General features: G+C 59.6%; 13 protein-coding genes. 6 read left to right on the top strand and 7 right to left on the bottom strand.

Features of this window, described 5'->3' with window-relative positions:
- Nucleotides 1–29 precede the first annotated feature (29 nt).
- A complete protein-coding gene (locus KJF94_RS14670; RefSeq protein WP_214384548.1) occupies nucleotides 30–302 on the bottom strand; it encodes a hypothetical protein in 273 nt (90 codons plus the stop codon).
- Nucleotides 303–745: 443 nt separating this feature from the next.
- Here KJF94_RS14670 and KJF94_RS14665 point away from each other — a divergent pair, with 443 nt between their 5' ends.
- Together KJF94_RS14665 and KJF94_RS14660 are read left to right on the top strand one after the other, a co-directional pair.
- Nucleotides 746–2104 carry an MATE family efflux transporter gene (locus KJF94_RS14665; RefSeq protein WP_214384546.1) on the top strand — a complete coding sequence of 453 codons (1359 nt, stop codon included), beginning with the start codon at nucleotides 746–748 and terminating at the stop codon, nucleotides 2102–2104.
- A gap of 754 nt (nucleotides 2105–2858) precedes the next feature.
- Nucleotides 2859–3506, top strand: coding sequence for a hypothetical protein (locus tag KJF94_RS14660; protein WP_214384544.1), 648 nt, complete (start codon nucleotides 2859–2861; stop codon nucleotides 3504–3506).
- A 591-nt stretch (nucleotides 3507–4097) separates the two neighbouring features.
- On the opposite strand, the gene KJF94_RS14655 is transcribed toward KJF94_RS14660, so the two are convergent.
- On the bottom strand, nucleotides 4098–4478 hold the full coding sequence (locus KJF94_RS14655; RefSeq protein ID WP_009043509.1) for a hypothetical protein: 381 nt from the start codon (nucleotides 4476–4478) through the stop codon (nucleotides 4098–4100).
- A gap of 37 nt (nucleotides 4479–4515) precedes the next feature.
- The gene (locus KJF94_RS14650) at nucleotides 4516–4755 is read right to left on the bottom strand and encodes a hypothetical protein (RefSeq protein ID WP_214384542.1); all 240 of its coding nucleotides are present in this window, start codon (nucleotides 4753–4755) and stop codon (nucleotides 4516–4518) included.
- A 241-nt stretch (nucleotides 4756–4996) separates the two neighbouring features.
- On the opposite strand from KJF94_RS14650, the gene KJF94_RS14645 reads away from it, so the two are divergent.
- From KJF94_RS14645 to KJF94_RS14635, 3 genes are all read left to right on the top strand, one after another.
- Nucleotides 4997–5692 carry a phosphoribosyltransferase gene (locus KJF94_RS14645; protein WP_214384540.1) on the top strand — a complete coding sequence of 232 codons (696 nt, stop codon included), beginning with the start codon at nucleotides 4997–4999 and terminating at the stop codon, nucleotides 5690–5692.
- A 138-nt stretch (nucleotides 5693–5830) separates the two neighbouring features.
- Nucleotides 5831–7207: a cytochrome ubiquinol oxidase subunit I gene (locus tag KJF94_RS14640; RefSeq protein WP_214384538.1), complete on the top strand. Its 1377-nt coding sequence runs from the start codon at nucleotides 5831–5833 to the stop codon at nucleotides 7205–7207.
- Nucleotides 7207–8205, top strand: a complete 999-nt coding sequence (locus KJF94_RS14635; protein WP_214384536.1) for a cytochrome d ubiquinol oxidase subunit II — start codon at nucleotides 7207–7209, stop codon at nucleotides 8203–8205. The genes KJF94_RS14640 and KJF94_RS14635 overlap by 1 nt, the downstream gene beginning before the upstream one ends.
- Nucleotides 8206–8207: 2 nt before the next feature.
- Here KJF94_RS14635 and phnE read toward each other — a convergent pair whose 3' ends face one another.
- From phnE to KJF94_RS14615, 4 genes are read right to left on the bottom strand one after another with little or no spacing between them, the layout of a single operon-like run.
- Complete coding sequence (gene phnE / locus KJF94_RS14630) at nucleotides 8208–8975, bottom strand: phosphonate ABC transporter, permease protein PhnE (RefSeq protein ID WP_214384534.1); 768 nt, start codon at nucleotides 8973–8975, stop codon at nucleotides 8208–8210.
- Nucleotides 8972–9799 (bottom strand): PhnE/PtxC family ABC transporter permease, encoded by an 828-nt coding sequence (locus KJF94_RS14625; protein WP_214384532.1) that lies wholly within the window; start codon nucleotides 9797–9799, stop codon nucleotides 8972–8974. Before KJF94_RS14625 ends, phnE begins: the two co-directional genes overlap by 4 nt.
- Complete coding sequence (locus KJF94_RS14620; protein ID WP_214384530.1) at nucleotides 9793–10590, bottom strand: phosphonate ABC transporter ATP-binding protein; 798 nt, start codon at nucleotides 10588–10590, stop codon at nucleotides 9793–9795. Before KJF94_RS14620 ends, KJF94_RS14625 begins: the two co-directional genes overlap by 7 nt.
- On the bottom strand, nucleotides 10587–11438 hold the full coding sequence (locus tag KJF94_RS14615) for a putative selenate ABC transporter substrate-binding protein (RefSeq protein WP_214384528.1): 852 nt from the start codon (nucleotides 11436–11438) through the stop codon (nucleotides 10587–10589). Before KJF94_RS14615 ends, KJF94_RS14620 begins: the two co-directional genes overlap by 4 nt.
- A gap of 281 nt (nucleotides 11439–11719) precedes the next feature.
- On the opposite strand from KJF94_RS14615, the gene KJF94_RS14610 reads away from it, so the two are divergent.
- Complete coding sequence (locus KJF94_RS14610) at nucleotides 11720–12172, top strand: Ohr family peroxiredoxin (RefSeq protein ID WP_214384526.1); 453 nt, start codon at nucleotides 11720–11722, stop codon at nucleotides 12170–12172.
- Nucleotides 12173–12202: the final 30 nt, after the last annotated feature.

Genomic DNA, 12202 nt, shown 5'->3' with positions numbered 1-12202 from the left:
AAACGGGCGCTTGTAGCGCCCGTTTTCATTCACTCCTTAACCTGCGCCCGCAATCGCCGACCGATCACATCCATCAAGTCACAACCATCCCGCAACGGAATAGCCAGCAGCTGAGAAAAGTCCTTCAGCACAACCGTGTCGCAACCAAGCTCGGCGCGGTAGGCGATGTTTTCCAATACCTGCGTAACCGTGCGGATGCGGTGATCAGCCGCGGCTTGCAGAACGTCGAGTGGAGCCTGGGTATCGATGAGCAGGGAGGCCGGGATCAGGTCGATTCCGGTGAGGGGCATGTATCTTTCCATAGATGAAACTCCGATCAAGGCAAGGTTGACTGTCCCTCAATCGTCGCCAAACGAATGGGTGACAGCTGTACGCAGGTTGGCGAACCGGGATCGGGATACCGGCAGACCCGGAGGTCTCCCGCGCACAGCTGCCATAAAGACAACTTTGCGGGCATGCAAAAGCGACTGCATTAAAGCACAGCGCTTTTGCATCCGATCCGATCAGGTCGCCAAACCCGAATCGCCATATTGGGCGACGGGACCGACTTTAGACTTCATCGGAACGGTAGGGAAGGTGACGGATTCCGAGGTTTTTGTAGGAATTTTTCATGCCGTCCTAGGACCTCTATCCATACGGCCGAAACCGTTGACCCAGCGCCAAAACATTCATTTCACCTTGTTCATCATCGCTAACGCTATCCTCTAGAATCCCAACTCCGCAGTCGAGACGGACCTCCACCCCAATGCAAACCCCCACCACCCAACACCCCCTCTGGAAAACCTACCTCCTTTTCCTGGCCCCCATGGTCCTCTCCAATTTCCTCCAATCCATGTCGGGCACCGTCAACAGCATCTACATCGGCCAAATGCTCGGCACCCAAGCCCTGGCCGCCGTCTCTGGCATGTTCCCCGTCGTCTTCTTCTTCATCGCCCTGGTCATCGGCCTCGGCGCGGGGGCGGGCGTGCTCATCGGCCAAGCCTGGGGTGCTAAAGAAGTCCATCTGGTGAAAACCATCGCCGCAACCACCTTGCTGTTGGGCGCAATGATCGGTCTAGCGGCCGCCATCCTCGGAAGCGTGTTCGCCCGCCCAGCCCTGCAAGGTCTGGGAACCCCGGCCGACGTACTCGACGACGCCGTGTCCTACGCCCACGTAATGATGTGGATCATGCCGTCCCTGCTGGTCTACGTCCTCTTCACCCAACTACTACGCGGAGTGAGCGATACGGTGTCGCCACTGATCGCGTTGGTGGTGTCGACCTGCATCGGCTTGGCGCTGACGCCAGCCTTGATTCGCGGTTGGTTCGGGTTGCCGATGTTGGGGATTCAGAGTGCGGCGTATGCGGGGTTGGTGGGTAACCTGTCGGCGATGGGGTGGCTGGCGTGGCGGTTGATCAGTAAGGGGCATCCGTTGGCGCCGGATCGGGAGATGTTTGCGGCGATGCGGCTGGATCGGGTGATTCTTGGCAAGGTGTTGCGCATCGGCTTGCCGACCGGGTTGCAGATGGTGGTGTTGTCGGTGTCGGAGCTGGTGATTCTGGCGTTGGTGAATAAGCACGGTTCGCAGGCGACGGCGGCGTATGGGGCGGTGACGCAGATCGTCAATTACGTGCAGTTTCCGGCGTTGTCGATTGCGATCACGGCGTCGATTCTTGGGGCGCAGGCGATTGGGGCGGCGCGGGTTGAGCGGATCGGGCCGATTCTGCGTACGGGGCTTTTGATTAACGTGTGCCTGACCGGTGGCTTGGTGGTGTTGGGTTATGTGTTGTCGCACTGGTTGCTGGGGTTGTTTCTGACGGATGATTTGACTCGGGCGAAGGCTGAGCATCTGTTGCACATCATGCTGTGGAGCCTTTTGGTGTTTGGCTTTCAGGCGATCATCGGCGGGATCATGCGCGCCAGCGGCACGGTGTTGGTGCCGATGGCGATTTCGATTGTGTGCGTGGTGGGTGTGCAGTTGCCGGTGGCGTATGTATTGGACGGGCAGTTCGGGTTGCAGGGTGTGTGGATGGCGTTTCCGGTGGCGTATCTGGGGATGCTGGTGTTGCAGACGGCGTATTACAAGATGGTGTGGAAGCATCAGAAGATTGAGCGGTTGGTGTAGGTGGTTGGGGTAGGTGCGGGGAATGCTTTATTTAAGGGAGTCTGTGGCGAGGGAGCTTGCTCCCGCTTGAGTGCGTAGCGCTCACAGGGATATTGCGTTTGTTGATGTATTTTTGGGGCTGCTGCGCAGCCCAGCGCGAGCAAGCTCGCTCGCCACAATGGGATGTAGGTGTTGCAGGTGCTGTATTACAAACTTTATGGCATAGATTGGATCCCGGTGTTTCAATCATGAAACATAATAAGTATGACTTTATTAGTTCTGGATACGAGCGGATCTCTATTGCGCTTTTCGTTAGTGACATAACAACTAATGGATCCAATAGAAGAACCTCGGGCCTCATCTAATTTACCAGGCCAGTTAGTGCGTGGCTTTCGGGGAAGTTGGAGATTTTAGATCGAGGCGAGTTGCATTATCTGAACTAACCGTTTGTCGGTGGTCTGCTCAAAAAATGAACATTTGAGCTTCGATGCCCTCAGATACTCCAGCACGTCACCATGACCTGCTCCTGCAAGCGCAGAAAAGAAGTGGAAACCGAACCTCATATGCAGTGATTGCAAATGAGGATTTTTTTACCCGAAATTCAGGAGCCAACACCTGACCGGTTGCTTGTTTGCCAGGCAAATCAATCGGTTCAGCCGTGCCAGGTCTATGATTTGGCTTGTCTTGTATCAGTCGGACCGCACTGGGTTTTTAACTTGATTAATACCCCGTCAAACTAATGGTCTGAACTGTAGAAACAGTTGGAGATACTACCGTGACAATAAATACAATCATGAGTGTGATCGAAAATAAAGAATGCATGGAGTTTGTGCGGTTGGGTGTTGTTTATGCGCACTTGGTTGCTTGTTGTGTTGCCATTGGTCTGGTGTTGACCAGTGATATTGCCATGGTCAAGAATTTGTTGAAGGGTAAAGTATTGTCGGAGCACGATAATGCTCATCTGGAAAGTCTTCAAACGTCTGTCGTCGTTGCATTGATTGCTTTGTGGTTCACCGGCATTGCAATTGTGGGTATCGATTACCTGGAAAAAGGAATCGAATACTTCAAGAATCCAAAGCTTCAGGCCAAAGTGATCATTGTCATGTTGCTGACTTACAACGGAATTTTGTTGCATCGCCTGGTATTGCCGGCCATGCAAAAGGCGGGTTCGCTGCTCAAGCTCGGGTTTAGCGCACGGATGCTGGCGCTGTTTTGCGGTTCGTTGTCGGCAGTGTCCTGGATGTATGCCGCCTTGCTGGGCGTCGGACGCCCGTTGGCCTGGAAGTATTCACTCTCTGAACTGTTGATGGCGTATCCGCTGTTGATTGCACTGGGTTTCCTGACGATGCTGGCATTGACTCAGCGAGTGAGACAACAGCACAACGTTGTGGTGCCTCAGCGGACCGTTGCGAGTGCTTGTTAGGCTTTAGCCTTGGCTGAACTTCCCGGAAGTCGCTGGTTTTAAAGAGGGCCGCCTGTAACAGGGTGGCTCTTTTTTTTTGCGTGAAAAGTTGCGGCAGTCTTCAGGTTGCTTTCGCCAGCAAGCCGGTTCCACGGGATCGTAATGCTGTTTAATTAAGCGCGGGCACGCAAATTTGTGGCGAGGGGATTTAGCGGACCGCCGCACCGCCCCGTTCGGCTGCGAAGCAGTCGCTAATCCGGACAATTCAGCCTGTCTGGCCGGACAATGGGGCCGCTTCGCGACCCAACGGGGCGGTGCGACGTTTCGCTAAATCCCCTCGCCACAGATTTGCGTGTCTGAAGATTTTTTTAAGTGAACAGCATTGGCTCCAAGGATCGGGGCTGTCCGAGGACGGCGTGGACATGGGCGTTACTGGCCCAAACCTTGGGTTCTAGCTGATGTGCTGCAGGAGTGGAAATCGTTTGGCAGCACCAGAAAGTCGAGTGGTTGGTGTGTAAGCACTCCATAAACCCCACCTGCACATGAAACGCCGATTCAAGGATGCTGAGCGCCCATTTCTCGCTCGGATCGACCGATCCGCCGGACGGTCTGTTAGTCGTTACGTGTCTGTTCAAGCCGCTTATCAAGCTCGCTTGGGGGCAAGTTCGGCGTCGAGTGAAGCGTCAGCCAGACGGCCCGCAGAATGTTGATCGCGGCCATGTTCAGGTGTTGTTCGGCGGCGTGCAGGGCCAGTTCGGCTGCCAGGCGCTTGTCGGCAGCACTGAGGTGCGCCGTTTTGTGGGTCATGTCCGCATCGACGTTGGCCAACAGCCCCTGGAGTTCCTGCACCGCCTGATCCGATGCCTGACGCATGTCCGCCAGCAGGCGGCTGGCTTCGGCAGGCGTCATGGCCAAGGCGCGGACGCTGCGAAAAGTCAGGCGGGCGGGCAAGGTGGCCAAACTGAAACCCGTCGAAATTAACTTGCCAATCATGCGAACAACTCCTGTAAACGAGTGTTTGAGCAGCGTATCAGAGTAAATCGCAAAAAAATGTCTGCTCATCGCTTGCCAGAATCAACTCTCCGCCTCTTTTTGGCATCAAGCGTCTGATCGTCGTCAGAACCCTCGAACGATGCGCCCATAGACGCTCGATCTGCTCATCCTTGGCAGACATTTCCTTGTCCTTCGAAAACATCTGCTCATGCAGCGACAGCAAAAGCTGTTTCAGCAAAATAGGGTCGTCAGGAAGGGTTTCGGGCACGGAAATCATGCCGTGGATTATACCGGCTCAGGTGACGAAGCGTGGCGTCAGCACCTTGTGAGGTTGATTGCCCCAGAGGTTGATTTCCTCCAGTAGCATCGACGGGCTATCGGTTCATTTGAAGGTGCATTTTGTGGAGCGGTTACGTTGGTGTAGGCCGGCGGACTTGCTGTCGGCCACCTTCGGACTGACAATCTTGGGTGGCTGTGATGCAAACCGACAGGCGTGATCGCCTGGGGAGGTTTTCAACATGAATCCTTCATCGCCCACCATTCTGCAAGACCGCGCCGCGGCCGGTCGGCGGCTGGTGGCGCCGTTGCTCAAGTACGCGCATCGCCCGGATGTCATTGTTCTCGCCTTGCCCCGTGGCGGTGTGCCGGTGGCTTATGAAGTGGCGTCGGCGTTGGATGTTCGTCTCGACCTGATGCTGGTGCGCAAACTGGGTGTTCCGACTCATCAAGAGTTGGCGATGGGCGCGATTGCCAGCGGCGACATTCAGATTCTCAATGAACACGCGCTGCGGGCGCACCCGATTGATAAGGCAGCGTTCGATGCGGTGGTCGCTCGGGAAACCAAGGAGTTGTCGCGTCGAGAGCAGGCTTACCGGGGAACGCGCGCCCCGGTAGCGCTCAAGGATCAGGTGGTGATCCTGATCGACGATGGGCTGGCGACAGGCGCGTCGATGATGGCGGCGATTCACGCGGTGCGGGTGCATACCCCGGCGCGGATTGTCGTTGCGGTGCCGGTGGCGCCGGTCGAGACGGCGGAGGCGTTGCGCAGTGAGGTGGACGAGTTGGTGTGCCCGATCACCGCCGAGTGGTTCATGTCGATCGGGCATTGGTACATGGATTTTTTCCAGACGTCGGATGCCGAGGTCATCAAGTTGTTGCAGCGGGCCTGGCAGAAAGAGGCGAGCGACGCCGGGCAGCGCTCCGGTCAGGAGTGACAACGTTCAATACGCATCACTGCAAAGTCACGGAATGAACCCGTACCGAAGGGGTCAACCAGTAAGCCCACCCTCGGACAATTGCCATGCCTAGCAACTGCCGCACTCCCATCAAGGCTCACGAAAATCAGGACCCACATGGACGCGGCTGAGTCAGCGCTGATGGCCGCACGCGCGCAGTTTGCGATCACCATCAGTTTTCATATTGTGCTGGCCGCGCTCACGATCGGTCTGGCCAATTTTCTGATGGTGCTTGAAGCGCTTTGGCTGTGGCGTGGCCGACAAATCTATCTGGATGTTTACCTTTACTGGTTGAAGATATTCGCCCTCAACGTGGCGGTGGGCACGGCGTCGGGTCTGATTCTGGAGTACCAGTTCGGGCTCAATTGGTCGCGGCTCTCGGTTCAGGCAGGCGATATCCTCGGCCCGTTGATGTTCTACGAGGTGCTCGCGGCGTTTTTTCTGGAGGCGGGCTTCCTCGGCATCATGCTGTTCGGCCTGAAAAAGGTCGGCCCTCGTCTGCATTTCTTCGCCACCTGCGCGGTCGCCGTTGGCTCGTTGATCAGCGCGTTCTGGATCCTGTCGGCCAATTCCTGGATGCAGACACCCGCCGGTTACGTCATTGGCGCTGATGGCCGTTTCATGGCCGAGAACTGGTGGGCGATCATTTTCAATCCGTCGTTTCCTTATCGGCTGGCGCACATGACCTTGGCTGCGTTGCTTGGCACGGCGACGCTGGTGGCTGGTGCCAGTGCCTGGCAACTGTTGAAGGCGCCGCACAACCCGCGAGCGCGTCTGCAATTGTCCATGGCGCTGTGGACGATTGTCGTGCTGTCACCCCTGCAAATCGTGGTGGGTGACCTGCATGGTCAGCACAGCCTCAAGGTGCAGCCACAGAAGGTCGCGGCCATCGAAGGTTCGTGGACGCGACCGCCGGAGGGCGCGGGCGAACCGCTGCGTTTGTTTGCCATCCCGGACATGGCAGAGCGGCGCAATCATTGGGAAGTGGCGATTCCGCGCATCGGTTCGCTGTACCTGACCCATGACCTGAGTGGCACCATCGCCGCGCTGGATGAGTTTCCGCCTCAAGACATTCCGCCAGTGCCGGCGGTGTTTTTCGCGTTTCGCTTGATGGTCGGCCTGGGTCTGTTGATGGTGGGGCAGGGGCTGGTCAGTCTGGTGTTGCGCTGGCGAGGGCGGTTGTACGCCGCGCGCTGGATGCTGCGGGTGTGTGTGCTGATGGCCCCGGCGGGTTTTCTCGCGATGCTCAGTGGCTGGGTCGTGACCGAGGTGGGCCGGCAACCTTTTACCGTCTATGGATTGCTGCGCACGGCGGACAGTGTGTCGTCGGTGTCTCGCCAGCAGGTGGTCGGCTCGACGTGGTTAATTCTGATGTTTTACCTGCTGATATTCGGCATCGGGCTGTGGGTGCTGCTTCGCATACTGCGAGAGCCACCGCACCTGGACGAGCCGGGACCGCAGCCGACGTTGGCGGACGAGACAGGTGAACCCTGATGGACAATGACTGGATAACACTGCTGTCGGCGGCGGCCCTGGCGTTCTCGGTCATGAACTATGTGCTGCTCGATGGCACGGACCTCGGCGTCGGCGTGCTGATGGGCGTTACGCGAGGTAGCCGGCATCGACGCACGATGGCGGTGACGATCCTGCCGATCTGGGACGCCAACGAAACGTGGCTCGTGCTCGGCGGCGGCGGCCTGCTGGCGCTGTTTCCGCTGGCTTACGCCATCCTGCTGCCAGCGCTTTACCTGCCTTTTATCCTGATGTTTTTGGCGTTGATTCTGCGCGTGGTGGCGTTGGAGTTTCGGGATTACTCGCCCAATGCCGCGATCAAACGCGCGGTCGATGGCTTGCTGATGTGCGGTTCGGTGCTGGCCGGTGCAACTCAGGGGGTGGTGCTGGGCACGCTGGTTCAAGGCATACCGGAACAGGGCGGGCAGTACAGCGGTGACGGCTCGGAGTGGCGGGGTGTGTTTCCACTGTTCTGTGGCGCCGTGCTTGTGGTGGGCTACACGTGGCTAGGCGCCTGTTGGCTTTATTGGCGCACTGAAGACGAACTCCAGCGGCGCTCGGCTTTGCAGGCGAAGGTGTTGGCCGTGGTCACCGTGCTGTTGTTGATCGTGTTGGTGGCCTGGACCGCGACTCTGGACACTCGCTATATGCAGCGGCTTGCCTATTGGCGGGTGTGGATGCCGTCCGCCACGTTGCTCGTCGCGCTGCTGATCTGCTTTGTGCTGGGGTTTCGAAGTCGCCTTCATGCGCTACCACTGTTCGCGGCATTGGGCGTTTTCGTGCTGGCGTTTGCCTTGATGATTGTGGCGCTCTTTCCGCTGATCGTTCCGCCGCACCTGACCTTGCAAGCGGCTGCGTCCAGTCCGACCAGTCAGAAGTTCATGCTGATCGGTTTCGCCGTGCTGATACCGGTGACGCTGATTTACAACACCTACGGCTTCAGCGTCTTCAGCGGCAAGGTGCGTGCGGTGCGGGATTGACCTCATGCCTTGACCCAGCGCTGCCGACTCCAGCTACTCAAGGTATCGACGGCGAAGACCAGTATCAGCATCGCCAGAATCACCGTGCTGGCTTGCGCTTCCTGAAACAGGCTGAGGCTGACATAGAGCATTTGCCCCAAGCCACCGGCGCCGACGAAGCCGAGCACACTGGCCATGCGGATGTTGTTTTCCCAGCGGTACAGGATGTAGGCCAGCAGCTGCGGCAAGAGGTTGGGCAGGGTGCCGTAACAGAAGGCCCACACGGCGTTGCCGCCGTGCAAACGGATGGCGTCGGCCGGTTCGGGCGGGGTGTTTTCCAGCGCTTCGGCGAACAGCCGGCCGAGCACGCCGGTGGTGTGCAGCGCCAACGCCAGTGTGCCGGCGTTGGGGCCGAGACCGGCGGCGAGCACCATCAATGCGGCCCACACCAGTTCCGGCACCGCGCGCAACGCGTTGAGCACCAGCCGCGATGCGCTCTGCAACGGCCAGCCGAAACGCCCGGCCGCGGGCAATGCCAAGAGCAAACCAAACACCGCCGCGAGCAGCGTGCCGAGGGCGGACATGGCGATGGTTTCGAGGGCACCATGGGCGATGGCTTGCAGATGATTCGGGCTCAGGTCCGGGCTGAGAAAGCGCTGCGCATAAGCGCCCATCTGGTTCAGGTTGCCGGTGCTGCCGAGTTCGCCGAGGTCGATGCCGAGGTAGATGAACGAGGCGATGACGGCGGCGCCGATGCCAAACAGCAGCGCGAGGTTGAACAGGCGATTCATGCCAGCCTCCAGCGCAGCAGGCGGCTGAGTTGATCGGCGAGCAGCACCAGAACCAGGAACGTCAGCAGCAGACTGGCCACTTCGCCGCCGGCGAACATGCGTAACGACAGGTCCATCTGCTGACCCAGCCCGCCGGCACCGACGAAGCCCATCACCACCGAGGCGCGGATCGCGCATTCCCAGCGATACACCGTGTACGACAGCAGCTCCGCCGCGACATTGGGCAGGATCCCGTAGCAAAAGGCCGCGAGCCGACCACTGCCGGATTGCAGCAGCGCATGGACGGGGCGCTGATCCACCGATTCGAAAATCTCCGCGTAGACCTTGCCCAGCATGCCGCTGTAGGTAATGGCGATGGCCAGCACCCCGGCGGTCGGACCAAGGCCGACGGCACGCACGAACAGCAGGGCCCAGACGATTTCCGGCACGCTGCGCAGGAAAATCAGCAGCCCGCGCACCGGCCAGCGTAGCAGTTGGCCCCCATAGCTCGGGCGACCCGCACGAGACGCCGCAGACAACGACAGTGCGCGACTGGCCAACAGACTGGCGGGAATCGCCAACAGCAACGCCAGGGCCATGCCCGCCGTGGCGATGGCCAGGGTTTGCAGGGTGGCTTGCAGCAACAGCTCGATGAAGGCTTCGTCATGGGCCGGGGGCCAGAAGGCGGACACGAACCGGCCCATTTCACTCCGGCTGTCATTCGCGATTAGCACACTGAGGTCCAGTTCGCTGTAGTGGATGCCCGGCCACAGCAGGGCGATGGCCAGCAGGCTGAGCAGCAGGCGCGGCAGGGCGGCGGGATCGCGGGTGCCAGACGTCAGCATCGAGGAATCTGCACACTCAAGTGGGCGGGGGGCAGCGGTGAACGTTCCAACTGTTCATTGGCGTAGAGCGTGTCGAGCCGCTCGCGGTCGACAGCGCTGGCCGGCAGGTCGAACAGAATCTGCCCGTCACGCAGGCCGATGATCCGCGAAAAATGCGCCAGGGCCAGCTCCACCGCGTGCAGGCTGGCGACCAGCGTGACGTTGTGCTCCCGGGCATGGCGGCAGAGCACCGACAGCGTGTGCTCGGCCAGCATCGGGTCCATGGCCGAGACCGGCTCATCCGCCAGCAACACCTCGGGCGCTTGATACAACACCCGGGCAATGCCCACGCGCTGCAACTGTCCCCCGGACAATTGCTGGCATTGCGTAAACAGTTTGTCGCTCAGGTCCAGCCTGGCCAAGGCGGCGCGCGCCCCCGGAATATCCAGCGGATAGAGCAAATTCAGCAGGCTCTTGCCCAAACCCCATTGACCCAGCTTGCCGGCCAGAACGGCCGTGACCACACGCTGGCGCGGTGGCAACGGCGGCGCTTGATGGATCAAACCGATGCGTGCGCGCAGGCGCTGACGCTGACCGGCCGACAGTTGCCAGGCGTGCTCGCCGAGCACTTGCAGCTCACCGTCGTCCGGTCGCAGGGCGGTGGCGAGCAGGTTGAGGAGGCTCGACTTGCCCGCGCCGGACGGTCCGATAATGGCGACCTGTTCGCGGGCCTCGATGTGCAAATCCACGCCACGCAGCGCCTGAACGCCGTTGGCATGGGTAAGGCTGACCTGGGTCAGATGCAACGTCATTTGAGCAGTTCGGCGGCGCGTGCGGCTTCCTCGATTCCCTTGTAGTTTTCAGGGCTGGTTTCGATGAATCGGCTGGCGGCCTGCAAATCCAGAATCTCCTTGTCCTTCGGTTTCGCCGGGTCGAGCGCGAGGAACGCGGCTTTTATCTTGGCCGCCAGCGCCGGGTCGAGGGTCCCGCGCACCGTCCAGTTGTAGTCGAAGTAGGCGGGGGTGGTCGCAAACACTTTGACCTTGTTGGTGTCGACCTTGCCGGCCGCGACCAGTTTTTCCCACACGCTGGCGTTCAGCACCCCGGCGTCCACCTTGCCGGCCTGGACCCACGCGACCGTGGCGTCATGGGCGCCGGAGTAGCCGACGCGGCTGAAGTAGGTTTCCGGCTTGATGCCGTCCTTCAGCATGAAGTAACGCGGCATGAGGCTGCCCGACGTGGAAGACACCGAACCGAAGGCAAAGGTCTTGCCCTTGAGGTCGGCGAGGGATTTGACGGCCGGGTCGGCGGTGATGAATTTGCTGGTGAACTGGGCATCCTGTTCGCGTTGAACCAACGGAATCGCGTTGCCGGTTTTCAGGCGTGCCTGCACGAACGTGAAGCCGCCCAGCCACGCCAGGTCGATCCGGTCGGTGGCCAGCGCCTCGACCACGGCCGGGTAATCGCTGACGGGCACGAACTCGACCTTCATGCCCAATTGCTGTTCCAGATAGGCGCCCAGCGGCTTGAATTTACGCAGCAGTTCGGTGGGCGCTTCATCGGGAATCGCGCTGACTTTCAGGGTGTCGGCGGCCTGCGACAGCAGGGTGCAAAAAGACAGGGCCAGGCCGGCAGTCAATGCCAGGGTACGTTTGAGCATGGAAATTCTCCGGTGCATTAACGGAACACGATCGAGGCGCCGCCCACGGCAAGGCGCTTTGTGAGGTTAGACGAAACGCGACGAAGCTGACTGCTTTTGGCCCCGGTACACGCGTGCCGCGGAATCGAAGGTGGCAGATGAGGTGATTACCACTCGTCGGCGAGGTGCACGATGACCTATTGACACCGATGCGTCCCTGAGTGAATATTAATCCATCGCACACGACACAATCGAACGCGACAAGAAATCAAACACCCATTGCACCGTAGAGGATTCACCCCATGAGCAAGATCGAAAAAGTCCTGGCCACCGGCAAAACCCACACCACCGCCAGCGCTGCCGGCAACACGTCCCGCGGCCACAACGGCACCCTCGACATCACTCTGTCGACGCCGGGCACTGCCAAGCCAGCTCACGTGTTTGCAGCGACCCAGCCTCACCCGACTGCCGAGCAACTGTTCGCCGGTGCATGGTCGGCTTGCTACACCGCAGCGGTCGGTCTGGTGGCCAATGACTTGAACGTGGTGCTGCCGGCGGATCTGTCGGTCGACATCGAAGTCGACCTGGGGCAGGGCGGTGCGGAGTACTTTCTTCAAGCTCGACTGACGCTGCGTGTACCGGGCCTGTCGCATGAAATCGCAACGACGCTGGCGCACACCGCCGACCAGATCTGCCCGTACTCGAAAGCGACTCGCGGCAACATCGACGTGGCGCTGAACGTCATCACTGTTTAAGTGTTTTTTTAATCTCATAAACATCGCGTG

It is taken from the genome of Pseudomonas hormoni (assembly GCF_018502625.1).
In the GTDB taxonomy this organism is placed as follows: domain Bacteria; phylum Pseudomonadota; class Gammaproteobacteria; order Pseudomonadales; family Pseudomonadaceae; genus Aquipseudomonas; species Aquipseudomonas hormoni.
The sequence above is the reverse complement of the archived record's forward strand: the minus strand, read 5'-3'. Positions and strand labels throughout refer to the sequence as shown.

Bases quoted from the DNA above. Each gene is read 5' to 3' on its own strand.
- KJF94_RS14655 (WP_009043509.1), bottom strand. From the start codon at position 4,478: ATGATTGGCAAGTTAATTTCGACGGGTTTCAGTTTGGCCACCTTGCCC.
- KJF94_RS14635 (WP_214384536.1), top strand. From the start codon at position 7,207: ATGGACAATGACTGGATAACACTGCTGTCGGCGGCGGCCCTGGCGTTC.
- KJF94_RS14625 (WP_214384532.1), bottom strand. From the start codon at position 9,799: ATGCTGACGTCTGGCACCCGCGATCCCGCCGCCCTGCCGCGCCTGCTG.
- KJF94_RS14670 (WP_214384548.1), bottom strand. From the start codon at position 302: ATGGAAAGATACATGCCCCTCACCGGAATCGACCTGATCCCGGCCTCC.
- KJF94_RS14650 (WP_214384542.1), bottom strand. From the start codon at position 4,755: ATGATTTCCGTGCCCGAAACCCTTCCTGACGACCCTATTTTGCTGAAA.
- KJF94_RS14665 (WP_214384546.1), top strand. From the start codon at position 746: ATGCAAACCCCCACCACCCAACACCCCCTCTGGAAAACCTACCTCCTT.
- KJF94_RS14645 (WP_214384540.1), top strand. From the start codon at position 4,997: ATGAATCCTTCATCGCCCACCATTCTGCAAGACCGCGCCGCGGCCGGT.
- phnE (WP_214384534.1), bottom strand. From the start codon at position 8,975: ATGAATCGCCTGTTCAACCTCGCGCTGCTGTTTGGCATCGGCGCCGCC.
- KJF94_RS14610 (WP_214384526.1), top strand. From the start codon at position 11,720: ATGAGCAAGATCGAAAAAGTCCTGGCCACCGGCAAAACCCACACCACC.
- KJF94_RS14640 (WP_214384538.1), top strand. From the start codon at position 5,831: ATGGACGCGGCTGAGTCAGCGCTGATGGCCGCACGCGCGCAGTTTGCG.
- KJF94_RS14620 (WP_214384530.1), bottom strand. From the start codon at position 10,590: ATGACGTTGCATCTGACCCAGGTCAGCCTTACCCATGCCAACGGCGTT.
- KJF94_RS14615 (WP_214384528.1), bottom strand. From the start codon at position 11,438: ATGCTCAAACGTACCCTGGCATTGACTGCCGGCCTGGCCCTGTCTTTT.